Genomic DNA, 24,081 nt, shown 5'->3' with positions numbered 1-24,081 from the left:
AAACCTGACCAAGTATGACCAAATATCTTATCCTTGCCTTTTGTGGGTTAAGCCTGCAATCTCATGCGCAGACTAAATCTGTCAGTTTCCAACCGCAGAAAAAAGGGAAACAGCTGGACGTTATTGTTGACGGGAAGTTTTTTACCAGCTTCATTTATCCGGATAGCCTGGAAAAACCAATTTTATATCCGCTTCAAACGGCAACTGGTCTTACCCTAACCCGGGGATTTCCCTTAAACACCAGAGATCAGGAGCGTACAGACCATCCACACCATGTGGGCTTATGGCTCAATTATGAAAGTGTAAACGGGTTGGATTTCTGGAACAACTCCTACAATATCCCAGAGTCAAAAAAAAGCAAGTATGGCTGGATTAGAGCGGTTCAATTGACCGGCTATAAATCTGGCAGTAAAAAGGGGGAATTGAGTTACACTGCAAATTGGGAAAGGCAGGATCGACAGGTGTTACTAAAAGAAGAAACCACCTTTACTTTTTCAGGGAATGAAAACAACAGGACCATAGATCGAGTAACCAGGCTTACCGCGCAGAAAGACACGGTAAAATTCAAAGATGTCAAGGATGGCATGATTGCGCTTAGGGTGACTAAAGAATTAGAAATGCCTTCCAATCAAACTGCAGAATTCACCGACAGTCAGGGGAACCGGACGAAAGTTTCTGCTTCTGGCAATGGCGCAAATGGCGATTACCTGACCAGCGCAGGAAAAAAAGGCAATGATGCCTGGGGAACAAGAGGTAATTGGTGCTTATTGGCAGGGGTTAAAGACCAACAGCAAGTGTCCATTGCCATCATTGACCATCCAAAGAACCCCGGATATCCAACCTATTGGCATGCCAGAGATTACGGTTTATTTGCCGCTAATCCATTAGGACAACAAGTATTTAGCAATGGTAAAGAAAACTTAAACCTTAGCCTCGCTCCTGGTGAATCTGTTACTTTTCGTTACCGGATTTTCATCAGCTCCAATGAAAAACCAACTGCAGATCTCTTAAATGAACAAGCAGCGCAGTTCAGTAAAACAAAAAATTAAAACATACCTAAACCACACAAATGAGAACCAAACCAGTACTACTTTTAGCTGCCTTGCTATGGGCAGGGAGTCCTGTAAATTTACAGGCACAGACTCAGAAATGGCAAAATTTATTCAATGGAAAAGACTTACAGGGATGGAAACAGCTCAATGGACAAGCAAAATATGATGTTGTAAACGGAGAAATTGTGGGTACTACTGTCCCTAATCAGCCAAACTCCTTCTTAACCACCGAGAAGAACTATGGGGATTTTATCCTGGAACTTGAGTTATTTGTAGACGATTCTATGAATTCCGGTGTACAGATCCGAAGCGAAAGTAAATCGGATTACTTAAACGGAAAAGTACATGGTTATCAGGTGGAGATTGACCCATCCGACAGGAAATTTAGCGGCGGGATTTATGACGAATCGAGAAGAGGTTGGTTGTACCCAATGGATATCAATCCGAAGGGAAAAGCTGCTTTCAAGAATCAACAATGGAATAAATATCGTGTTGAATGTATTGGGAACTCTATCCGTACCTGGGTAAATGGGGTTCCAGCGGCCAATGTGGTGGACGCGATGACACCTGCTGGCTTTATTGCATTGCAGGTTCATGCGATCGGCAAAAATGACACACCGGGCAAACAGATTCGCTGGAGAAACATCCGAATTCAGACTGAAAATCTAAAGCCATCAAAAACTGATCAAATATTTGTGGTGAACCTGGTGCCGAATGACCTGTCAACTCAGGAAAAAGCAGAAGGTTATACTTTATTGTGGGACGGTAAAACGAGTAAAGGATGGAAAGGCGCCTATAAACCAGGCTTCCCGCAAAGTGGATGGACGATACAAGATGGAGAACTGAGCGTGCAGAAATCAAATGGCGCAGAGTCTACCAATGGTGGTGATATCGTAACCGAGAAACAATATGGTGCTTTTGAACTCAAATTCGACTTCAAGCTTAGCGAAGGTGCAAATAGTGGCGTGAAATATTTTGTGACCTTGACAGAAGGAAACAAGGGCTCTGCGATTGGTCCGGAATACCAGATTCTAGACGATGCCAGGCATCCTGATGCGAAACTAGGAAAAGATGGCAACCGTACTTTAGGTTCTTTATACGACCTGATGACCAGCAAAAAAATACCTAATGCACAACGTAAAATCGGCGACTGGAACAGAGGCTTGATTCGTGTTTATCCAGATAACAAGATTGAATATTGGTTAAATGGATACAAAATCCTGGAATATACCAGAGGATCAGCAGAATTCCTGGCTTTGGTAGCGGACAGCAAGTATAAAAACTGGAAAGACTTTGGAATGGCTCCAAAAGGGCACATTTTATTGCAGGATCATGGTGACCAGGTATCCTTTAGAAGCATCAAATTGAAACAACTTTAATCTCCCCTGTTATGTTATCTTCAAGAAGAAAATTCATTAAACAATCTGCGATTGCAGCTGCCGGAACTTATATGGGAACTATGGGTTTAAGTGCAAAAAGTTATGGCAATATCATTGGCGCCAACGACCGGGTAAGGGTTGGTGTGGTCGGATTTTCCGATCGTTTTAACAGCTCCCTCCTGCCGAGCTTCCTAAATCACCATAAAGAACTCAATTTCGACATCGTTGCCGTGTCTGATTTATGGAATTACCGCCGAGGTGTTGGTCAAGGTATTCTTAAAGCTAAATTAGATCATGACATTACCGCTTGTCGTAATAATGACGAATTATACAATTTAAAGGATATAGATGCAGTAATTGTGAGTACCGCTGATTTCCAACACGCTGTGCACACCATAGAAGCCATCAAAGCCAAGTGTGATGTGTATTGTGAAAAACCCTTCGCAGAAACCATGGAGGACGCCAGAGCGGCGCTAAAAGCCGTTAAGGGATCCCAACAGATCGTACAGATTGGTTCTCAACGGAGAAGTGGTGGGAATTATAAAGCGGCTTCCAATTTTATTAAAGATGGAAAATTTGGTGACATCACCATGGTTGAGCTCAGCTGGAATGTGAATCAACCTGGAAGATGGCGCAGACCCGATTTAGTCGCTAAACTGAGACAAGAAGATACGGATTGGAAACGCTTCCTGATCAATCGCCCTTTTGAAGAATGGGATCCGAGAAAATACCTGGAATACCGCTTATTCTGGCCTTATTCGTCAGGAATGCCTGGACAGTGGATGTCACACCAAATCGATACCGTTCATTGGTTTACCGGATTAAAACATCCGAGAAGTGTAGTCGCCAATGGTGGCATTTACCAATGGAAAGATGGTCGCAGAAACTGGGATACCACCACCGCGGTATTTGATTATGGACCAGACAACAATACAGAAAAAGGTTTCCAGGTAGTCTTTACTTCAAGAATGCACAATGGCGATGAAAACCCAGCAGAAATTTATTATGCAAATGGTGGTGAATTGAATCTAAACACCAATATGGTTTCTCCGAAAGGTGGATTAAAAGCTGGTGCAGCCAGTGCGATGAATATGCAACCAAATCTATTGCCAGAATTAAAGCTTTCTGATATGGTAGAAAAAGTTGCAGCCTCCGCGAACACTGGTGGTGATAAATTGACCTCTGCCCATATGAGAAACTGGATGGAATGTATTCGCAGCAGAAAGGAGACCAATGCACCGGTGGAAGCGGGTTATTACCACTCTATTGCAAATATCATGACCAATGCAGCAGCCAGGACCGGTAAAAAAGCGGTTTTTGATGAGGTGAAACAAGAGGTAATGGTAGATGGTAAGCCTTTTAAATATTAATGATGTTCAGAAGGAAATTTATAGAAAATAGCAGTATTCTGGCTGGAGGACTGTTATTACCCCAGGACCTATTGGCTACAAATCCCTTTGGAGATGGAAGACGTATTGCTCCTGAAAACAGGATAAAAATAGGTGTTATTGGATGTGGAGACCGGGGAAAAGGACTCATTCATATCGCCAGTCAGCTACCTGAGGAGTTTGAACTGGTTGCGATTGCAGATGTACTGGATTTCAGAATCAATGAAACCTTAAAGCAACCAGGTGCTGCTGGTGTAAAATCTTATACCAATTACCGGGATTTATTAAATGATCAGCAAATTTCAGCAGTTTTCATCTCCACACCATTGAACATGCATTTTCCGATTGCTTCCGATGCCTTAAAAGCGGGAAAGCACGTGTATCTGGAAAAAACCATGACTTACAATATTCCAGAGGCTTTTGCCTTGGTAGAATTGGTAAAGAAACATCCTGGACAAACCTTACAGGTAGGTCATCAATATCGGTATGCACCTATCTATTATAAAGTCAAGGAAATGATCGACAATGGCTATTTGGGAAAAGTAACACAGATAGAAAGTCGCTGGGACAGGAATAACAACTGGAGACGACCGATCGCGAATCCCTCTTTAGAAAGGAAGGTAAATTGGCGGATGTATAAAGAATATTCGGGCGGACTCATGGCTGAATTACTCTCCCACCAGATAGATTTCATCAATTGGGCCTTCCGTACCCATCCTCAGGAAATTATGGCTACGGGTGGTATTGACACTTATAAAGATGGCAGGGAGACCTACGACAATGTTCAGGTGATGTTTCGGTATGAGGATATGATTGGGAATTTCGGAACCACATTAGGTAATGAAAGAGATGGCTATTTGTTTAAACTCAAAGGAACTAAAGGAACCATTTCTTTATTGGTGAATGAAGCAATCTTTTACCCGGAAAAAAGTCATCAGAAAGAATTGGAAACTGTGGATGGCGTAACCGGAGCGACAAAAATCGTCTGGGATAAAAATGGCGGGATTCCAATTAAAACAGAGTTACCAGCCAAAGACGGTACTTATTACTCCTTAAAAGATTTCCATAAATCTATTCTGGAGAAGAAACAACCGGACTCCAATGTGATCACTGGTGCAACCACTGCATTCTGTGTGCATTTGGCGAATAAAGCGTTGTACGGCCAGCAGATTGAGCGCTGGGAGCCAAAATATAACCTATCTTAGTCTAAAGCTGCACAACATTGATCCATAAAAAAAGGGGTTTCTTAACAGAAACCCCTTTTTTTATCTTGTAATTTACGATCTGCTACCAGAAAGCAGAATACAAGGCTACAATCATCGCAAAGATGATTAAGGCACCTACGGCAAATGAAGTCGACACTCTAAACATTTTAGCATCAATCTCTAATCCATTGGTCACTACACCTTTTTTACCTTCATAAATACTGATCAGGTACATTCCTAGAATACAAACCGCGAAAACGATCAACATTCTATCCATAAATGGAATCTCAAATACACCAGTTGAATTGGCTATTGCCCATCCATATTCATGTAAACCAGATAGATCAACCCATCCTGGTAAGAATTTAAGGAGTACAGATACGATAAAACCACCTATAGTAGCGAATAATGCTGCATTAGAAGTTGTTTTCTTCCAGAAGAATCCAAGAATGAACATTGCAAAAATACCTGGCGATACGAATCCGGTATACTCCTGAATGTATTGGAAACCTTGTTTTCCTTCTCCCATTAACGCATCACCCACAATCAGTGAAAGCACTACTGCCATCAACATAGAAACCACTACTGTGATTTTACCCACGTTAACCATCGTGCGTTCTCCTGCTCCTGGATTAAATGCTTTTTTATAAATATCCAGGGTAAAGATCGTTGCGATACTATTTGCTTTTCCAGCAAGGGAAGCTACAATTGCTGCCGTTAAAGCTGCAAAGGAAAGCCCTTTTAAGCCGATTGGCAACAGACCTAATAATGCAGGATATGCTTTATTAGGATCTTCCACACCAGAGGCAGTCAATAAATCTCCTGCTTTGATGCCGCCAACGTTCTCTTTAACGATATAATATACGGCGATACCAGGAATCACTACGATGACCGGCATTAACATTTTAAGGAAAGCTGCAAAAAGAAGTCCGGCTCTTGCAACTGGTAAAGAAGCACCCAATGCTCTTTGCGTGATGTACTGGTTACATCCCCAGTAACTTAAGTTTGCGATCCACATCCCACCGATCAATACACTTAAACCTGGAAGGTCCATGTAATTAGGATTGTCTTTTTTGAAAATCAAGTGGAAATGTTCTGAGGCACCAGTTCTTAGTACACCGAAACCTTTGATGATCCCCTCACCACCTGAAATCAGGTTTAAAGCAAGGTAAGTAGCTACCAGACCACCCAAGATTAAAAAGAACACTTGAATTACATCCGTGTATCCAATTACTTTCATCCCACCAAGGGTGATGAAAATGGCAAAAATTGCCAGGGCAAGAATACAGGCGGTTAAATCTAATCCTGATATACCACTAATGGCCAAGGCCCCTAGGTAAAGAATAGACATTAAGTTTACAACGATATATAACATCAACCAGAATACCGCCATGATCATCGCTACTTTTTCATTGTAACGTTGACTTAAAAACTGGGGCATGGTAAAGATTTTATTCTTTAGGTAAACCGGCATAAAGAACACGGCTACAATGATTAAAGTTGCAGAAGCCATCCATTCATAAGCGGAAATCGCTAGTCCGAGCTTAAAGCCTGAACCACTCATTCCAATCATCTGCTCAGCAGAAATATTAGAAGCGATCAGTGAGGCTCCAATGGCCCACCAGGTTAAAGAACCCTCTGCTAAAAAGTAATCTTTGGAATCTGCCGATGCAGTTTTCTTTTTGTAATAAATCCAAAAGCCGTAAGAAGATACGATAATGAAGTAAATAAAAAATACGATGTAATCGTATTTGTGAAGTCCGCTCATTGTGGTTTAAATATTGATTAGCTGGCTAAAATATAAATTTATTTGACATAACTTTTCAGAAAACAACAGAAAAGCTGAATTAATTTTAGCTAGATCAAAAGGCATTGATTATTTCAGCAGCTGTTCTGGCTTTAAACTTAGCGGTTTATAGATAAATTGCAGGTAAACCAATGCCATCAGCGTAATTCCTGTACAAGCATAAAAAGTAACTGGAATCATGGCCAGATCATCAATAAACAACCATCCGGCTAGTAAAGCACCTAAGCCAATTCCGGCTTCAAGCGCGATATACATGGTGGCCATAGCTTTACCACGGTGATGAGGATCACTCAGATCCACGGTCCATGCTGTTGCCGTTGGGGATAGCATTCCAGTGGCTACACCATACAAAGCAGAAGCCGACATCAGCATGAAAGAAGAGTCTGCCAGGGCGATCCAGAGCGTCGAAGCAGCCAGGAGTACTAAAGAGAATTTAAGGATCACTGGCCTTCCGTATTTATCGGAGGCCTTACCTGCCACGAATCGAATCAAAAGAGAGGTTAAGGTAAACACCATAAAGAATAATCCCTTGTTACTGGTGCCCAAAGCCTTACTCCAATCAGAAATCACCGTGAGGATAGCACCATAACTGATATAAGTCATGAAAATGATAATAACCGCTGGAATCACCTTCCATTCCACAATATCTTTCCTGTTAATTTTCAAATGGCTAAACTTGAACTTCTCTTTATTGGGAAGTGTTTCTTTCATATTCGCCAGAATGACAATAGACAAGAGGGCGAAAAGAGAAGAACAGTAAAACAAGATGTTAATGTCAAAATGGTCTGTGATTAAACTGCCAATTGCAGGGCCAATAGCGAGTCCGGTACTAAAACAAACCCCGTGTACCCCCATGGCTTCTCCCCACCTGTTAACCGGCACTAGATCTGCCACATAAGCTGCGGTAGCTGTAGGCTTAAATCCGGTAGAAAAGCCGTGAATTAATCTTAAAAACAGAAAACCTGCAACGGTGGTTAGCATGGGATAAAGGAAGCCGCATAAAAAGCAAACTAAGGATCCTACTGCCATTACCGGCACCCTCCCAATGGTATCAGTCAGTTTTCCGCTAAACGGCCTTGAAATCCCGGCGGTAAGCGTAAAAAGCGCAATGATAAATCCTTTGTACTCTGCACCACCCATCGCCGTTAAATAAGCAGGCAGCTCTGGGATCAACATATTGAAGCTGGCAGAAAAGAGAAATGAGCTTAAACAAACCAGACCAAATTGGAAGGTATAGATAGAATCGGAAGATTGTTGCATGGAGAAATGATGAATGATTGGCCAAAGATAAGTAGAAAAACTGTCTTAAGAACCATCTATTTATATTAGCATTTTTCATAATAAAACTAAAATAATTAGTATAATTGCATCCGCATTGGTACTCAATTGATTCATTGTTAAACGTTTTTAATTCAAAAAACATGGTAATTGTAAATGATTTGCTTTATGGAAATGTAGAACTTCCTGCAGTTTTTGCTGATTTACTGGCTAGTCCAGCATTAAAAAGATTGGGGGGAATCCATCAAAGTGGCGCGATCTTTTTAGTAAATCCAGAGATTAGTCATACCCGATTGGAACATTCAATTGGCGTGATGTTGTTGATCAGGAGGCTTGGTGGCACTGAATTGGAACAAATTGCCGGTTTACTACACGACATTTCCCATACGGCCTTTTCTCATGTTTGCGATTACGTGTTTAAAAACAAGGAAGAGAATTACCATGAGGAAATGTTTGCAGAGGTCCTGATGAATTCAGAAATTCCTGCTTTACTCCAAAAACACGGTTATCACCTGAATCAGATCTTAGATGGGGAGTTCCCGGTTCTGGAGCAACCGCTCCCTGATCTTTGTGCAGACCGATTGGATTATACCCTTCGCGATTCCATTCATGCGGGATTAATCAATAGACCGGCGGCGATCTTATTTTTGGAACACATCAGGATGCAACATGGGCAGATTGTGGTGACCAATAAGGAGCAAGTGGATTGGATCAATACCCTTTATGAACGATTAAAAAAGGAAGTATTTCAGCTTCCCTTGCATCTTTATGCCAATCAACAAATGGCGGTATTGATCCGGGATTTCCTAAAAAATGGCTTTTTACAGGAAGCGGACTTATTTAAGGATGATACTTTTCTTTTGAACAAAATCAGAAGCATCGCATTGGGATATGAGGCTGTTAAAGCCATTAAAACTTTAAAAGGCTACCCAGCCTTCCTGAAAAAAGGAAGCACGATAACCACCAAACTCAGGAACCTTAAAGCCATGTTATCTATTTCCTAATTGGTGACTTTCTTTTTACCACCCAGGTTAACCACTGCACCGATGGTGAAAATGGAATTTCCAGCAGTCATAAACTTTCGGTCTTTTAGTCCGAAGTTACCGCTGGAGGTGTATTGAAGCTGTACTGCATCACTTAACTTCATGCGGGTAAAGAAAACAGGCTCAATGAACATGTTGTCTTCTTTCGGCTGTCCTATATTGTTAATGAGAAAGGTATTCATACCTACATGGCTAATCCTAATCGCAGTACCGTAGTTTAAAGCATATCTATTTCCAAACAAGTTGAGGTAGCTGTTCTTTTTAGAGCTGTAGTTTACCTGGATAAACGTTTTTGTAAAGGTCACCTCCTCCTGGCTATTGCTGATCAGCACATCATTATCAAATTCTCTAAAATTCCGATTGGCACTACCCCCACCATAACCGGCATAGATCTCAATAATCCGGTTGTTATCCGGCCCAAAGGTATCAATGTATCCACCGCCAATCTCCACTAACTTATGGCGAAAATCCTTTCTTGTTCGCTCATTTTTCATGTAGGAACCGCTAAACAATACACCAAAATGATTAGAAACCGCATAAGCGCCGTTGATACTTGCATTTCCTTTTGGCGATATGTGTGCTCCGGCACTCAGCTCACCTTTAGCGCTCAACATGGGCGTATTTGGAACGTTAGGCATATATACTGAAGAGCAGGAACTCCAGGTCGCAGCAGCAAAAAAAAGAGGGATTATCAGGTATTTTTTCATAAATCATGGCATTAACAAAACGATAATCAAACGCGTTTTTTATGGGTAATTTTTCTAAAAGTAGGGATTTAGAGGGGAAATTCATCCAATAACATCCTCGTTATCGTGGAACAATCGGCTGTGCGGAAGTGGATTGTCCGATAAACACCAGAGTAACAGAGCTGTTACAGTACTCATTTACAGCTCCGTTTTTATCTTGTTTTTTTAATAAAAAAATTAAGATAAACAGAAATGGAGATTGAAATCAGGAACAGACCAAGTGTTAGACCATCAATAAGTACTGGGTTGATATCGGAACCGGTTACCAGATCTCCATAGTATTTCACAAAAGAATTGGGCAGGTTATTTTCTCCAAGTTGCTCCTTTACCTGCCACTGCCAATCTGTGATCGGGCAATAGCCAATTCCGTACCAGATCCCTAGAATCAACCAGCAACCTAAGGTTAGCGCTACACCATATAGGTGTAGCTTTCTTGTGGCCGGAAATGCCCAGGCAAAGAGGTTAAATCCAATAATTAACAAATGGAGCAGGGTATAAAAGTAATCGAGGGCAACTAAACTCATCTAACGTATTTTAGGATTCTTTTCTTAAGATCTGCAAAGGTGGTTGGTTTAACACACTTCTACTGCTGTACAGGCCTGTTAGCATGACCAATAAGGGTATAGCGAACAGAAATACCAATAAAGGCAAGAGCTCTGGCGCATAATTACTTTGAAGTGCAAATTCAGCAAGTGCCCAACTTCCGAGTAATGCAAGGATGATTCCTGCAGCGGTAGCAATGAAGCCCAGGAAGAGATATTCCAAACCAGTAATGGTCATAATTTGCTTCCTGCTGGCCCCCATAGTTCGCAGCAAAACGCTTTCTTTTAACCGCTGCCCCTTGCTACTCATGACCGAAGAAAGCAAGACAATCCATCCGGTAGCCATGCTAAAACCAGCCATAAATCGGATCACAAAATTAATCTTATCTAACAGATTTTCAATAGTTTTAACAATCATATCTAAATTAACAATTGAAACATTAGGGAATTGTCTCAATACCTTAGATTGTAAATCAGCGGAACGTTCTGCAGCAGGTACATTTGTCATGAATACATAAAACTGTGGGGCTTGTTCCAATACACCTGTAGGAAATGCTACCCTGAAGTTTGGTTGTACGGTATTCCAATTTACTGACCTGAAACTACCCACTTTTGTCTTTAATGGTAATCCTTGAACATCAAATACGATCGAATCTCCAATTTTCACTTTAATCCGATCTGCATAGGCTTTTTCTAATGATATGAAAACAGTTCCATTCTCCGTAGTGGTTCCAGTCCATTTACCCTCAGTCAACAGCTCTGTCGGTCTTAAATCGGCCTGATAAGTGGCTCTAATCTCCCCACTAAAAGCTCTGGGTGTTCGATTTCCAGGTTCTTTAGCTGTTGTATCCTCATATTGAGCTGCAGTCTTACCATTAATTTCAAGAATTCTCATTGTCACAATAGGAACTTGTCCTAATACAGGCAAATGCTCCGCTTTCAACAACTTCACAAGTGGTTCTTTTTGTGCGGGCTGAATGTCAAAAAGCACCATATTAGATTTTGTCTCCGATCCGGAAACGGCTACTTTATTTAAAAGTACACCTTGTACCAGGTAAAGCGTGACAATAAAAAGCGTCGATAAACCGATGGCTACACTGAGTAACATCGTTTGATTATTGGGACGGTAAAGATTCGCAAAGCCCTGACGCCAAACATAAGCCATACGCTGAGGAATCATTTTCCTCAAGATGACCATCAAGAGTTTAGCCTGACCAATCAGCAGCAAAAATGAAAGTACAATTCCAACTAGAAACGCTAATGCTTGCATCCCATTGTTCATCTGCAAATAAGTAAAGCCATAGACGAAGGCAATGATTAACAAGTAAACCAACCATTTTAGGAAATCTCGCCTAGGTTTTGCTTCCTCAAAAGAAGCTCTTATCGCATTTAAAGGAGAAATACTTCGAACGGAAATCAGGGATGGCATGGCAAATAAAACTGAAATGACTAAGCCTGTGGCTAAACCTTGTCCAATTGCTGCCCAAGAGACACCCATAGACAATTCAACCGGGATAAAATCCTTTAAGACTACGGGCAGTAAAAACTGTAGCACTGTGCCCAGAAAAGCACCGGCAATGGCACCGAGTAGGCCAATCACCCCAACCTGAATCAGGTAAATCAAAAAAGCTTCTTTTGCATTTAAACCCAGGCACCTTAAGGTGGCAATGGCGCCTAATTTCTCTTTGATGTAAACTTGAATCGAGGTGCCTACGCCAATACACCCCAATAACAACGCGATAAACCCTGATAAAGCCAGGAATTGATTCAGGTTTTTAAAAGCCCTACTGGTACTTTCTTTCTTTGTCGCAACCGTTTCATAACTCAACTGTTCCTTATCCAGCAATTGCTGATGCCGCTTTAAATCACTGTTTACGCCAGAAACGTCTTTATATTGGTAAAAATAACGGGACTGAATCCTACTTCCCAGTTGCATCAGACCAGTTTGCTCCAGGTATTCCAATGGGATATAAACCACTGGAGTCACCATACTTGTAATGCCCGTTTGTCCGGGCACACTTTCCAGGCTGCCTTCAATTGCAAAACTCAGGTTCCCGATCTTGATGGAGTCTCCGGGCTTTGCTTGATATTGCAGCATCAAGGTATGATCGACCAATGCCCTTCTACCTTTTTTAAAAGTTTTGGCAGCGGCAACTGGTTTTGTTTCGATGCTGCCATAAAAAGGATAATCACCTGTTAAAGCCTTAACTTCAACCAAGCGACTACCTTCCCCTTTCGGAAAATAGACCATGGAGACAAAATTTTTCTCCTTTGCACGATGCAGACCTAAGGTATCTAGCAAGGCCGTAACAGCAGGACTCAATGGTCTGCGACTCTGAATGATCAAATCCGCACCGGTTAGTGTTTTTGCTTGTTCATCAATGTCTCTTTGTAAATTGGCTTTAAAGGAATAAACCGCTACAAGTGCTGCAATCCCCAGAATAATGGAGGACATGAACAGTAAAAGTCTGGAGCGATTCTTCCTTGAATCCCGCCAGGCCATTTTTACTAACCAGGAATAATTTATCGGTCTTTTAATGTTGAAATTAAGCTCAGGCATGGTTCAATTCTAAATCAGCAACAACTACACCTCCTTTTAATTTGATCATCCTATTGGTTTTTGCGGCCAGATCCAGATCATGGGTAACAATCACCAAGGTTGTTCCTGCTTCCTTATTCAAATCGAACAACAACTTAATTACTTTATCACTGGTTTCAGCGTCCAGATTCCCTGTGGGCTCATCCGCAAATAATATGGCCGGCTGATTTGAAAATGCTCTGGCTAGAGAGACCCGTTGCTGCTCCCCACCAGATAGCTGTACCGGATAGTGACCTGAGCGATCAGCAAGCCCAACCTTATCCAACAAATCCAATGCATGTTTCTTGATGTTCCTTTCCCCTCTCAATTCTAAGGGTACCATCACATTTTCCAATGCAGTAAGCGTAGGTAAAAGCTGGAAGTTCTGAAAGATAAAACCCACATATCGATTTCTTACTGCTGCCCTTTCATCCTCTGTTAAATGATCTAAATCGATGCCATTTAGAGAAACTGTCCCTGAACTTGAACGGTCTAATCCTGCACATAAACCCAGCAAAGTGGTCTTTCCACTTCCCGAAGGACCAGTAATAGCCACAGTAGTACCGGTTTGAATGGAAAAGTTGATCTGATCAAGTACAGTCAATTTATGACCTGCATTTTCGTAAATTTTACTTACATTTCGGATGTTAAGGATGTGTTCCAAGGTGATGTAATTAGAGTCTTGCTTAAAATAATGATTCTGGAATGCAAGTATTGAATTCTGTAGTGATGCATAAAGCATAACTTGTCAGCAACAATACTGCTTGTTGTTAAATATACTGGCTTTAACAAACATTTACGATACTTCGATAAATAATAATTATATATGTTACAGTCTAATTTCAAAGGTTCATTTGTTTTGATGTTTATGTTTTCGGCCATGGCGCTATTCAGTTCCTGTGCACAAAACCAGGGATCAACAGATACCTCAGGAAAAACGGAACCTGATACTTCTTCAAAAAACAAAATAGCAGCACAAGCAAATACAAGTACAACCGCAGAAAGAGAAAAAACCATTCTATGTTTTGGAACCAGCCTCACTGCGGGTTATGGATTACAGGTAAACGAAGCATTTCCTGCTTTAATACAACAAAAAATAAAGGAGGTTAAACTTCCTTACAAGGTGGTCAATGCAGGATTAAGCGGAGAAACCTCTGCGGCAGGCAACACCAGAATCGACTGGTTATTAAAGCAACCTATTGACATATTGGTACTGGAATTAGGGGCTAACGACGGATTGAGAGGAATTCCTTTATCAGATACTAGAAGCAACCTACAGCAGATCACTGATAAAGTAAGGAAAAAATATCCAGAAGTAAAGATTGTACTCGCCGGGATGCAGATACCTCCAAGTATGGGCGCTAAATATGCGAATGAGTTCAAATCGCTTTTCCCGGAACTTGCCAGGAAAAACGATATGATATTGGTTCCTTTCCTACTTCAGGGCGTTGCTGGAATACCAGAGCTGAATCAGAAAGATGGAATTCACCCTACAGTTGCCGGACAAAAAATCCTGGCAGAAAATGTATGGGCGAAATTAAAGCCCATTTTATAAGGACGGATTTGCTTCAACAAAGGTGAACATCCACTTCTGTGGATTTTTCCAATCTACCCCTTTAAAGCTGGCAATAGGCAATTTGATCAGCACGTCATTCCAGCCCTTTTTTAAGGTTATTTTTGTTGGCGCTCTGAACTCATACCCCTCATCTATCAGTGGAATTTCCATGTTTCCTGATAAACCTGCCTGTTTCCATGCGGGTGGATCAATCAACAGACCATTCACATGAACAGTACTTTTGCGATTATCCCAAGTCCCTTTTTCTGGAGAACTGGAAGCATAAGATCTGGACATATTGTTAAAACCGATCCAAAAACCTTTGGTTTCCTCCTCCTCACTCCATATTTTACGGTAGGCATACCAAGTGGTGTTTTCCTGAGGCTTATCCAATACTCCCGTCACCTGTGGCGTCCACCAATGTCTGAGTATGATAGTTCCACCTAACACTTCCATGGCTGCAGGAAGACTATCCTTATTTACATTAGCTGATTCCGGATCAAATGAAGCGGTTAAATTTCCACCATTGGCAAATGGACCAATCAGCTTCCAGCTGATGTCAGATTGAGCCACATAAGGAAAAGGTAAACGCGTAAAATAGCGTTCTTTATGCTGCATCAACCGACTTTCAAATTCCCTAAAATCAAGTGCTTCTGTAGATCCAGGTTTTCCAATTTTGGCCATCCAGCCCGGAATCCCTCCTCCTCTCCAACTGCGTTCAGAAAACGCAAGGATCGAAGGGTAAACTGGATTTTGCGTCAATGCGTCTTCTTGCTTTCCTATATTACGGTCTGGCCAATTACAAATTACACCACCCAAAGCATTTGCATTGCCTTTATCTAAGTTGGAAATCTTCCTATTGAAGATCGTCGCCACACTCTCCAATGGATCCATATGGTTCAGGTAAAGGTGTCTTGAATCGATGTATTGAATGTTTTTATTCTTACTCACTTTCGTTGCACCCTCCATCCACAATTGTCGGATGGTACTCTCCGTAAAATTCCCACCGGGCTCCCATCCGATTACTTTTTTACCGAGCTGCTCAATCACTTTTGTTACTTCGGGAAGGAAGTTTACATTGGTAATTTTAACTTCATCCGCACCAATATGTACATAAGGAAGGTTATAAGTTTTAATGAATTCTTTTAAAAGGTTTTTTACAATGTTCAAGCCGGTATCGCTTTGCATTTCCGTTTTCATCGCCCTTTTGAAAGCATCACTATGTCCGGGCATATCAATTTCCGGCACGAGTAGAATATTTCGTTCTTTACAATAAGCAATCAGCTCTTTTATTTGGGCTACGGTATAAAAATCACCTTTATTGCGCAGCATCGTTTCCGGAGCTGTTAATTGCGGATAGAGCTTACTTTCCAGTCTCCATGCGATGTCTTCTGTCGCATGAAAATGAAAAATATTCAGCTTATAGGCAGCCATTACATCTATTTGCTGTTTGAGCATGGCGACAGATTGGAAATTACGTCCTACATCCACCATGTATCCTCTCCAGGAGAACGCAGGCCAATCGACGATATCACAAGCAACCGCCTTTTTATCTAAAGCAATTAGCTGTTTTAAAGTTTGAATTCCGTAGAAAACCCCTTTTCTGGTCAGGCCTTTGATCACAACTTTATCAGGGTTTACCGTAAGACGATAGGCCTCCTGTTTAAACTCTGCATCCAGCATTTCATCTTTATCAAAGACCAGGTATGCTGAACCTTCCGGAACCTGTGTTCCTATTTTAACTTCTATCCCCTGACTTTTAAGCACTTTTTGCAAGAGCTTGGCTTCAGGAAGAAAATGTTCATCCCGGACTACAATTACCTTACAACTTTTGAAATCAAATACACCGCTTTTCTTTTCAAGTCGCTGAGGAAGCGGCATTAAAGCAGGTATTGCCCGCTGGTCCTCTTTCAGAGTTGGGGCTTGGGCATACAACATATCGATGGAGAGCAGCACGATGGTCAGTATTAAAAGGTTACGGATAAACATAATTATAATTCAGGAATAATAAAATTTATTTCTTAAGATATTCTGTTAACAACGCTGCACAATACCATTCTTGCCTTGGTAGATGAAAAGGTCCTTTAAACAAGTTTCCTTTAGCCGTTTGCGCCAGGGTTCCATCTTTATGTAAGTATCCAAACCATTCTCCGTTCTTTTTATCATGAAAATGACCATATGCATAGTCGTGGACCATTTTATGCCATTTTGCATATTTTTCATCACCAGTGATCGTATAGGCTAATAAAGTGGCAATAATCACCTCATTATGCGGCCACCAGAACTTCATGTCCTGCCAGTATTCCTGTACTGGTTTATCGTATACATCCTTGAAATATAAAATACCTCCATGTTCTTTATCCCATCCGCGTTCCCACATATAATCCAGCATTTTACAGCCCAATGCGATCAGCTTTGGATCATTATTTCTGTATTTAGCTTCATGAAGAATAAACCAGGCGCCTTCAATTGCGTGACCAGGATTAAGTGTTCTTCCATCGATATGATCCACAATACTGCCATCAGGTGCCACTTGCTCCATCACACAACGAATATCATCCTTCACAAAATAGGTCTCAATCTCAGCAATCCACTTATCAATCCATTCATTGCAACGCGGATCTCCAATGGTTTCCCTCAATTGTTGTGCGGTGTTCATCATAATCATAGGCACTCCAATTCCTTTCGTAGGTCTGGTTCCTGTAAATTTAGGCGCCAATAAACCTGGCGTTGTGGAGTACTCAATACACTTTCCAAAAAGATATCTAGCCATTTCTGCTGCTGCAGGATCACCACTGGCTTTTGCATAAGCTGCATTGGCAATCACGGCAAAGGTTTCTGAAAAATAATACCTACGTTTTCTAATTGGCTGACCATCTCTGGTCACATGAAAAAACATCTGTCCATCGTCATCAAAGCAATATTTGTTCAAGAAATCTATCCCTGATTTTGCGGCTGATAACCACTCTTTTTTCGGTTCTATGGTATTGTATAAAGTAGAAAGCAACCATGCCGCTCTCCCTTGTATCCAAACAGCTTTATCATCATCTATCAGTGTACCATCCTGATCTCTCATTAACAGGTACCCACCAAATTCGGTATCCACAGATCTTGGAAACCAAAAAGGAACGGTATCATTTAAAAGTTGATGGTTATAAAACTGTTGTAATCCGGTCAGGTCTTCTTTAGTGTAGTTCATGTGTTTAGTTGCTTAATTTTATTGGTAAAGTGAAGGTGGAAGCTGGTAATCCAGTTTGATTAACCAGATTTGCGCGACTAAATGGCGCGTAGCTATACCTTACTTTTCTTATTTTTTCTGTATTTGTTTGTGAAGGGATTTGAAGTTCAACTTTGTGATTAACTACCGTAGCTACTACCGGCAGAATGACTCCTTTTTCCAAAAGCAGTTCGAAACCGATTATAGGTTCTCCACCCTTTAGCACCGGGTAGTTGCCATTAACAAAAGAAACCTCTATTTTATTGCCTTTTAATAGCGCAGATTCTGCAACCGGCCCTTCAGCAACAACTGATTTATGGTAGCTATGTTTTAATGCCTGTAAAGCCAGTCGCAGAGCCACCTCCTTCTTTTTAGTCGGGTGGACATCCAGAGAGTCCCCAAGATCTGAGCTAACGGCCATATAAGTATTTGGTACCTCATATTGAACTTCGCGCTGCATATCTCTAAAATAAGGCCATGAAGGGCGGTTAATACCTGAAAGTTGTACGTAGTAAAATGGAAAATCAATGCCCCATTTTGCTCTCCAACTTTTGATCAATACCGGAAAACTGTGTGCATAAAGTTCTGGATTTTGAGTATTACTTTCTCCCTGATACCAGATCACCCCTTTTATTGGAGAGGCAATCAGCTTTGAAATTCCTGCTTCATAATTATAAGCGGGTTCATAAGGATGGCGTTGTCTTGGGTTTTGAGCGTTTTTAAGGTTTAGATTTGCGCGTCCACGTGCCCATTCTTGCACAAAATCCGACTTACGCCAATTGGTTAGCACATCTACCAGTTGTGGATCATGCTCCATAGTATAGCGGTCGATCCAGGATTCCAAAGTAGAACCACCAACAGCCATCTCGATCAGTCCGATGGGTACCCCTTCCTCTTGCATTAATTGCTGACCAAAATAATAACCTATCGCAGAGAAATCTGCGGCATTACTGGCATTGGCTGTTTCCCAGTTTCCAGAGAAATAGTCCAAATGGTTGAGTTTAGCTAAAGTAGTACTGTCCCAGGATACGGCATCAGTTTCTGCAAGGGGAGTAAATTTCATCAACCTTAATTTTGGCTGTGCCCGGAACTGCTTTAATTCTGCAGCACCGCTGGCTGCTTGTTTCAACTTAAAATACATGTTAGACTGTCCGGAGCATAACCAAACATCACCTAACAATACGTCATTTAAAACGATCTTCTTTTTCCTGTCATTTACCACCAACTGAAAAGGTCCGCCATGAGGCATTGCAGGAAATTCTATTTTCCATTTCCCATCTTTTCCAGTAACTACAGTTTTCTTTTGCCCCTTAAAAGTAACCGTAACCGTTTCATTTGCGTCAGCGGTTCCATAAACAGGAATCGCCTGGTCACGCTGCAAAACCATATGGTCTGTAAACAGAACAGGCAGCTTTAATCCGCCATAATCCCCAGTGATATTTTCATAAATTGTATGCGCAATAATACTTGCCCCCTCCTTATCCGGATGCAGGTTATCAGCAAATAAGTCTGTGCGACTGTTTAAGGGTGTATTCAAATCAATCAGCGAAGCTTGATTATCTTTTGCGATCAATGGAATCTCTTTTTGTATCTGCCAGTACCATTCACGGGTTCCAGATTTAAATCTTGGGTGTTCGCTAAAAATTGGACTTAGGCGACAAACATATAATTTGATTTTGGGATTATTCTTCTTTAAAGTATCCAGTAACCAGGCATAATCGCGTTGAAATTCATCGCGGTATTCCGGCCAGTTTCTAGGATCCGTATCATTTAGCCCCAGGTGTACAATGGCAATATCTGCCTGGAAATTTAAGGCTGCAGTAAACTCTTTGGTTTTAAAATATGGCCTGTGACCCTTTTTCAACAAAGTGGCTCCGCCCAGGCCAAAATTACCTACCTCATAAGCATCGCCCAGAAGTCCTTGGAGAACTGATGGATAAGCTTCCTGTGTAGGGTCTTTAAGCAAATAACCTGCAGTTACGGAATTTCCGATGCAGGCTACTTTTATCTTTTTACCCTGTGCAAACAGGTTAAATTGTAAAGAAAGCGACAATAACCATACGATTAGGATGATTTTTTTTGTGGTTCTCATGCTGTCGTGTATATTTTCTTATTTGGTTTATGGGTTGAGGTTTAATGCATTTCAAGTAAAAACAACAGAACCAGCCATACTTGATCATAAAAGAATCTCTGCAGTTGATCAACTCAACTACAGAGATTTATGTGTATTGATTATTTAATCAGGTCATTAACCGGGATACGTACAAAATATAAATCACGCACACCTTCGTATAACAAACCTAAAGTTTGGTCGTCAATTTTTGTAAGTGCAGAATAACCGAAAGAGTCTCTGTCATCAACCAGTAAATTGGCATCTTGCCAGGTCTCTCCAAGGTCAAGGCTCACTTTAATCGTCAGGTCTTTCCTATCTGTTGAAGAGTTCGGGTTACTGAAAAACAATACATCTTTCATTTTTCCCTTTACTTTTACGCGGGCCTTAATCAGACTGGCCATACAAACCGGATCGATCAGTGTTTTGTAGGAAGTAGCGTGTGTCTCCCAGCTTAGTCCCATATCTGTAGTTGTAGCTACACTTCTAAATTTCCCTCGATTATCGCGCATATTTAGCATAAGTTTTCCCGGTGTAGTTTCTACCAACTGACTTTCTGTGGTATTAGATTTAGCACCTACTCCTGCTTTCCAGGTTTTCCCATGATCAGCACTGTAGATCAAAGTAGAATGTGGCATTTTGTTTTCGTCCCAATATTGAGCTGGAAAAACAATTTTACCATCAGCCATAGCAATTCCATTTCCCGGACCAGGGAAAAACAACCTCCATTTTGGATTTTTCACCTGATTGGTAATGCTGTATGGTTTTGACCAGGTTAAGCCATCATCGGTACTGCTGGTTACTGCAAATTGTCCGGTTTCATCTTCAGAAAGACCTGGGCCAGAACCTGCAATAGAGCGATTTCCTTTACTCCATAATGCGGCTACCCAGATGGTTTTTGTTACCGGATCGAATAAAACGGAAGGATCACCAACCCCATTATTTTCATGGGGAGCACCCATATCCATAATGATTTTCATCGGCTCCCAAGTCTTACCACCATCTGTACTTCTGCTCATGCCTACATCAATATTACCTGGCAAATCACCACTATTCTTGTAGCGTGCATCATAAACAGAGATTAATGTTCCTTTAGCTGTTTCCGTAATTCCGGGAATACGGTAAGAATTCACCTCGTCATCATTGGGATTTCTCAATGCAATTCCTAATCTAGTAGCAGCTAGAGGACCTGAAATACCAATTTTATGTTTTACCAAACCTGCATCAGTTAAGTTTGAAACTTTCAATTCTATACGGTCGTCAATGTTGGCTTCAGGCTTTAAAGTTGCACTGATCCAGATCACTTGTTTACCTGCTGCCAATTTAGCATCCAAAGGAATTTGGAAGTTTTTTCCAGTAACCTCTACCGCACCTATTCTTTTCTTCACATCCAGCACTTGCTCATGCGCTTTGTTCTCCGTACTCAAATAAGCTTCTAAAAATTTAAGGTCGGTTATTCCGGCTTTATTTAGCGTGCCTGATAAGGTTTTAAATTCCAACCCTTCCGCAGGAACCTCTATCTCCATCCGCCATACAGGATTAACGGCCTTTCTTTTTAAGATCGGGTTTACGGTTTGTTGGGCTGTGATGGTTAATCCAGCAGATTTGGTTGAAACATTTTGACTATGGGCGGTAAAGCCTGTGGCCAATAAAAGGACAGAGAGGGCAGCATACTTGTAGTGTTGTGAAATCATCATTTTTAGTTTTTTTTCGTGAATTATTAGGTATCAGCAAATAAATATTAAAGGGATTAGCAATGGACAATTAGCATCTGAATTAAAAATTAGTATTTGGTATTAAGCATCTGCAAAATCGTTTACTACTGGTCTAAGGAAGTAGAGTTGTACAAACAAGGCTATACATACAATTCCGGCAAGCATGGCAAAATCCTGTCCCAGATGACCCGCATCTGAAGATTTTCCCAATAAATCCGTAATAAATGCACCAAAAAACACCCCGGTCATATTCATCAATCCATAAGCTGTAGCTCTATATTTTGAGGAAACAAACTGACAAAGGATCGGCATATTATTGGCATCGAACATTCCGAATCCTAAGCCGAAGCATAATGCGGCACCTAGTACATGAAACAAAGAATGGCCGAAACCTAAAAACAGCAAAGAAGGAATGGTTAATGCCAAACCGATGGCGCTGGTATAAATACGACCTTTAATGTTTTTCTGCACCCATCGATCTGAAAGAATCCCACCAAAGATCACTCCTACAAAAGAAGAGAAAGCGATAGTAATGGTCGACAGCGGGCCTGCAGTAGCCATAGGAATATCCAGGTTTTGAGCGAAAAGCGTAGGCAACCAGTTTTTTGCTGCCCAACCTGGTAAGCTTGGAACGGCAAAATAAAACAGGATAATCCAGAAAGAAATATTGGTGAATAGAATGGCGAATCCTTTAAAAATGGAAGGTTTTACTTTCATCTTAATCTCATCATCCATACTTACATTTTCGGAAGCCTTCTTTTCTCTTAAGAAAAACACCAATACAAAGGCATAGACGACCCCTACAATTCCAAAGGAATGGAAAGTCGCTTGCCAGGAAAACTTATCGGCAATGGTTGCACCGAAACCTCCCAAAGCCTGGCCCATGTAGAGGCCGGTCATGTGGATTCCAATGGCTAGTGATCTGGTTTTCGAAGAGTGGAAGTCGGCAATCAATGATAATCCCGCAGGGATATATAATGCCTCACTTACACCCATCAAAGCTCTCAGCCAATAAATTTGGTTAAAAGTAGTGGCGTAGCCCATTAAATAGGTCACCAATGACCAAACGAACAAACTGCCAACGATCAGCCATTTTCGGTTGAATTTATCGGCGATAATTCCGGATACCGGACTCATAAACCCATAAATCCATAAAAAAATAGCCATCAGGTAGCCGAAGTTTGTGGCCGATTGCAGTTCATGAATATCGATCTGCATTGCAGGCTTCATGGTAGACAACATTTGTCTATCCATATAATTTAATAGTGCCACCACCCACAATAATCCAACCACCACCCAGGCATATCTGTTTGTGTTTTTCATTTCTAGTCTTTTATTTTCCCCAGCATAATGTTCGGTGTCCTGACGCCAGGTTGCACTTCTCCGCTGGAAATGAAGATATCATTGTTCCATTTTGTGGCCATGGCCGTTACCTGTGACAGAAAAGGCAATTCACCTATTTTTGACCAGGTATTATTGACAACGTCATAGCGTAAAAGTCCCTTATAAAACCCCTTATGATGGATACTTAACTGGTTCTTCTCCGCTGTCAACCTTGCTTTTTCCTCAGGGTTCTCAGTTTTAGCAATTTTAGATAGGTAAATTTCTATCTGATGAAAAGTCTTTCCATTGTCGCCACCAAAGATTAGAATCTGATTTTTACCCACAGCCAGACCGGTTCCAGCAGAGAAATTCATCTCTTCTTTTCCATCATTAATCTTTGCTCCTGCTTTCCATTCTTGCTTTTCAGGGTTATAAATGAATACGGTTGAATGCAAGTCGCTAATCCCTTCAGGAGTTTTAGTACGACCACCAATCACATAAATCAGGGCCTGTTTTGAAGGACTTTGCACCACCACAACTGAATTTGCCAAAGGAATTGGCAGGGCTGGTAATACCTTCCATGTTGCATTAGGCAAACTCAAATCCAGGCTGAATACAGCTTTAGATGTTGATTTTTCCTGATCACCACCAATGGCATATACCAAATTCCCAATACTGGTTAAGGCAACATTTGTTAAGGCGATAGGCAAGTTGGCTAAAGGTTTTGCTATTATTTTAGAACTAAGTTCATCCTGTTTCAATAGAAAAACCTGATTGGATAATCCTTGCTCATTTTCCCCACCTGCGTATACAATCCCGAATTTCGTAGTGGTATTTCCGGCATAGGCAATCGCCTCTGGCAAAAACACCTTTTCTTTACTCCATGAATATGTATTTCCTGTTTTTTCTAAAATATGAATCTCCTTAGAATAGTGTTTTTTACCACCTTCCCAGGGTTTCTTATCTGGGAAATTAGCACCTCCAGCCACAATAAGACGATTCTGAAGAACCGCATTAATCGCCCCGGCAAATCCAATGGAAGTTTGCCCATCGGGCGCTTGTAATTTAGCTGCAATAGACCATTCGATCTGTTCAGCAGAAGTTTTTTGTGCGAACACGGCTGTTGTCAACATAAGGGGGACT

18 protein-coding genes are annotated in these 24,081 nt (G+C 41.2%); 6 read left to right on the top strand and 12 right to left on the bottom strand.

Annotated features, from left to right (window positions below; genetic code table 11):
- The first annotated feature begins 14 nt into the window (after positions 1-14).
- Genes GM920_RS02605 through GM920_RS02590 form a run of 4 tightly spaced genes read left to right on the top strand, consistent with a single transcriptional unit; the run spans position 15 to position 5,024 of the window.
- Positions 15-1,049, top strand: coding sequence for a DUF6807 domain-containing protein (locus GM920_RS02605; RefSeq protein WP_182953144.1), 1,035 nt, complete (start codon positions 15-17; stop codon positions 1,047-1,049).
- Between the two features lie 20 nt (positions 1,050-1,069).
- Complete coding sequence (locus GM920_RS02600; protein ID WP_182953142.1) at positions 1,070-2,431, top strand: 3-keto-disaccharide hydrolase; 1,362 nt, start codon at positions 1,070-1,072, stop codon at positions 2,429-2,431.
- 11 nt (positions 2,432-2,442) lie between these two features.
- Positions 2,443-3,801: a Gfo/Idh/MocA family protein gene (locus GM920_RS02595; protein WP_182953140.1), complete on the top strand. Its 1,359-nt coding sequence runs from the start codon at positions 2,443-2,445 to the stop codon at positions 3,799-3,801.
- Positions 3,801-5,024: a Gfo/Idh/MocA family protein gene (locus GM920_RS02590; RefSeq protein ID WP_235964413.1), complete on the top strand. Its 1,224-nt coding sequence runs from the start codon at positions 3,801-3,803 to the stop codon at positions 5,022-5,024. The genes GM920_RS02595 and GM920_RS02590 overlap by 1 nt, the downstream gene beginning before the upstream one ends.
- An 82-nt stretch (positions 5,025-5,106) precedes the next feature.
- Here the strand turns inward: GM920_RS02590 and GM920_RS02585 are convergent, their stop codons facing one another.
- The gene (locus GM920_RS02585) at positions 5,107-6,792 is read right to left on the bottom strand and encodes a sodium/sugar symporter (protein WP_182953139.1); all 1,686 of its coding nucleotides are present in this window, start codon (positions 6,790-6,792) and stop codon (positions 5,107-5,109) included.
- Positions 6,793-6,900: 108 nt separating this feature from the next.
- On the bottom strand, positions 6,901-8,091 hold the full coding sequence (locus GM920_RS02580) for an MFS transporter (protein WP_182953137.1): 1,191 nt from the start codon (positions 8,089-8,091) through the stop codon (positions 6,901-6,903).
- Positions 8,092-8,252: 161 nt separating this feature from the next.
- Between GM920_RS02580 and GM920_RS02575 the strand changes: the two genes are divergently transcribed.
- Positions 8,253-9,113, top strand: a complete 861-nt coding sequence (locus GM920_RS02575; protein ID WP_182953135.1) for an HD domain-containing protein — start codon at positions 8,253-8,255, stop codon at positions 9,111-9,113.
- Here GM920_RS02575 and GM920_RS02570 read toward each other — a convergent pair.
- The 4 genes from GM920_RS02570 to GM920_RS02555 all read right to left on the bottom strand — a co-directional run bounded on the left by GM920_RS02570 (position 9,110) and on the right by GM920_RS02555 (position 13,682).
- A complete protein-coding gene (locus tag GM920_RS02570) occupies positions 9,110-9,859 on the bottom strand; it encodes a hypothetical protein (RefSeq protein WP_182953134.1) in 750 nt (249 codons plus the stop codon). The genes GM920_RS02575 and GM920_RS02570 overlap by 4 nt on opposite strands.
- Positions 9,860-10,050: 191 nt before the next feature.
- Positions 10,051-10,422, bottom strand: coding sequence for a DUF2784 domain-containing protein (locus GM920_RS02565; protein WP_182953132.1), 372 nt, complete (start codon positions 10,420-10,422; stop codon positions 10,051-10,053).
- Positions 10,423-10,432: 10 nt separating this feature from the next.
- Complete coding sequence (locus tag GM920_RS02560; RefSeq protein WP_202986021.1) at positions 10,433-13,000, bottom strand: ABC transporter permease; 2,568 nt, start codon at positions 12,998-13,000, stop codon at positions 10,433-10,435.
- Positions 12,993-13,682 carry an ABC transporter ATP-binding protein gene (locus GM920_RS02555; protein ID WP_182953130.1) on the bottom strand — a complete coding sequence of 230 codons (690 nt, stop codon included), beginning with the start codon at positions 13,680-13,682 and terminating at the stop codon, positions 12,993-12,995. Before GM920_RS02555 ends, GM920_RS02560 begins: the two co-directional genes overlap by 8 nt.
- A gap of 162 nt (positions 13,683-13,844) precedes the next feature.
- Between GM920_RS02555 and GM920_RS02550 the strand changes: the two genes are divergently transcribed.
- Positions 13,845-14,573, top strand: a complete 729-nt coding sequence (locus tag GM920_RS02550) for an arylesterase (protein WP_182953128.1) — start codon at positions 13,845-13,847, stop codon at positions 14,571-14,573.
- Here GM920_RS02550 and GM920_RS02545 read toward each other — a convergent pair.
- From GM920_RS02545 to GM920_RS02520, 6 genes are all read right to left on the bottom strand, one after another.
- Positions 14,568-16,562 carry a beta-N-acetylhexosaminidase gene (locus tag GM920_RS02545; protein WP_182953126.1) on the bottom strand — a complete coding sequence of 665 codons (1,995 nt, stop codon included), beginning with the start codon at positions 16,560-16,562 and terminating at the stop codon, positions 14,568-14,570. The two genes, GM920_RS02550 and GM920_RS02545, sit on opposite strands and share 6 nt — an antisense overlap.
- Before the next feature lie 25 nt (positions 16,563-16,587).
- The gene (locus tag GM920_RS02540) at positions 16,588-17,772 is read right to left on the bottom strand and encodes an AGE family epimerase/isomerase (protein WP_182953125.1); all 1,185 of its coding nucleotides are present in this window, start codon (positions 17,770-17,772) and stop codon (positions 16,588-16,590) included.
- A 4-nt stretch (positions 17,773-17,776) separates the two neighbouring features.
- Complete coding sequence (locus GM920_RS02535; protein WP_182953124.1) at positions 17,777-19,882, bottom strand: GDSL-type esterase/lipase family protein; 2,106 nt, start codon at positions 19,880-19,882, stop codon at positions 17,777-17,779.
- A gap of 140 nt (positions 19,883-20,022) precedes the next feature.
- The gene (locus tag GM920_RS02530; RefSeq protein ID WP_182953122.1) at positions 20,023-21,597 is read right to left on the bottom strand and encodes a sialidase family protein; all 1,575 of its coding nucleotides are present in this window, start codon (positions 21,595-21,597) and stop codon (positions 20,023-20,025) included.
- Between the two features lie 99 nt (positions 21,598-21,696).
- Positions 21,697-22,938 (bottom strand): MFS transporter, encoded by a 1,242-nt coding sequence (locus GM920_RS02525; RefSeq protein WP_182953119.1) that lies wholly within the window; start codon positions 22,936-22,938, stop codon positions 21,697-21,699.
- A gap of 2 nt (positions 22,939-22,940) precedes the next feature.
- Positions 22,941-24,071, bottom strand: coding sequence for a Kelch repeat-containing protein (locus GM920_RS02520; protein ID WP_235964412.1), 1,131 nt, complete (start codon positions 24,069-24,071; stop codon positions 22,941-22,943).
- Positions 24,072-24,081 lie beyond the last annotated feature (10 nt).

It is taken from the genome of Pedobacter gandavensis, assembly GCF_014172405.1.
Lineage (GTDB): Bacteria > Bacteroidota > Bacteroidia > Sphingobacteriales > Sphingobacteriaceae > Pedobacter > Pedobacter gandavensis.
Note: the sequence above shows the minus strand (reverse complement) of the source record. Positions and strands in the feature narration are given on the sequence as shown.

Bases quoted from the DNA above. Each gene is read 5' to 3' on its own strand.
- GM920_RS02575 (WP_182953135.1), top strand. From the start codon at position 8,253: ATGGTAATTGTAAATGATTTGCTTTATGGAAATGTAGAACTTCCTGCA.
- GM920_RS02540 (WP_182953125.1), bottom strand. From the start codon at position 17,772: ATGAACTACACTAAAGAAGACCTGACCGGATTACAACAGTTTTATAAC.
- GM920_RS02520 (WP_235964412.1), bottom strand. From the start codon at position 24,071: ATGTTGACAACAGCCGTGTTCGCACAAAAAACTTCTGCTGAACAGATC.
- GM920_RS02585 (WP_182953139.1), bottom strand. From the start codon at position 6,792: ATGAGCGGACTTCACAAATACGATTACATCGTATTTTTTATTTACTTC.
- GM920_RS02530 (WP_182953122.1), bottom strand. From the start codon at position 21,597: ATGATGATTTCACAACACTACAAGTATGCTGCCCTCTCTGTCCTTTTA.
- GM920_RS02525 (WP_182953119.1), bottom strand. From the start codon at position 22,938: ATGAAAAACACAAACAGATATGCCTGGGTGGTGGTTGGATTATTGTGG.
- GM920_RS02605 (WP_182953144.1), top strand. From the start codon at position 15: ATGACCAAATATCTTATCCTTGCCTTTTGTGGGTTAAGCCTGCAATCT.
- GM920_RS02590 (WP_235964413.1), top strand. From the start codon at position 3,801: ATGATGTTCAGAAGGAAATTTATAGAAAATAGCAGTATTCTGGCTGGA.
- GM920_RS02550 (WP_182953128.1), top strand. From the start codon at position 13,845: ATGTTACAGTCTAATTTCAAAGGTTCATTTGTTTTGATGTTTATGTTT.
- GM920_RS02595 (WP_182953140.1), top strand. From the start codon at position 2,443: ATGTTATCTTCAAGAAGAAAATTCATTAAACAATCTGCGATTGCAGCT.
- GM920_RS02560 (WP_202986021.1), bottom strand. From the start codon at position 13,000: ATGCCTGAGCTTAATTTCAACATTAAAAGACCGATAAATTATTCCTGG.
- GM920_RS02580 (WP_182953137.1), bottom strand. From the start codon at position 8,091: ATGCAACAATCTTCCGATTCTATCTATACCTTCCAATTTGGTCTGGTT.
- GM920_RS02545 (WP_182953126.1), bottom strand. From the start codon at position 16,562: ATGTTTATCCGTAACCTTTTAATACTGACCATCGTGCTGCTCTCCATC.
- GM920_RS02565 (WP_182953132.1), bottom strand. From the start codon at position 10,422: ATGAGTTTAGTTGCCCTCGATTACTTTTATACCCTGCTCCATTTGTTA.
- GM920_RS02570 (WP_182953134.1), bottom strand. From the start codon at position 9,859: ATGAAAAAATACCTGATAATCCCTCTTTTTTTTGCTGCTGCGACCTGG.
- GM920_RS02600 (WP_182953142.1), top strand. From the start codon at position 1,070: ATGAGAACCAAACCAGTACTACTTTTAGCTGCCTTGCTATGGGCAGGG.
- GM920_RS02535 (WP_182953124.1), bottom strand. From the start codon at position 19,882: ATGAGAACCACAAAAAAAATCATCCTAATCGTATGGTTATTGTCGCTT.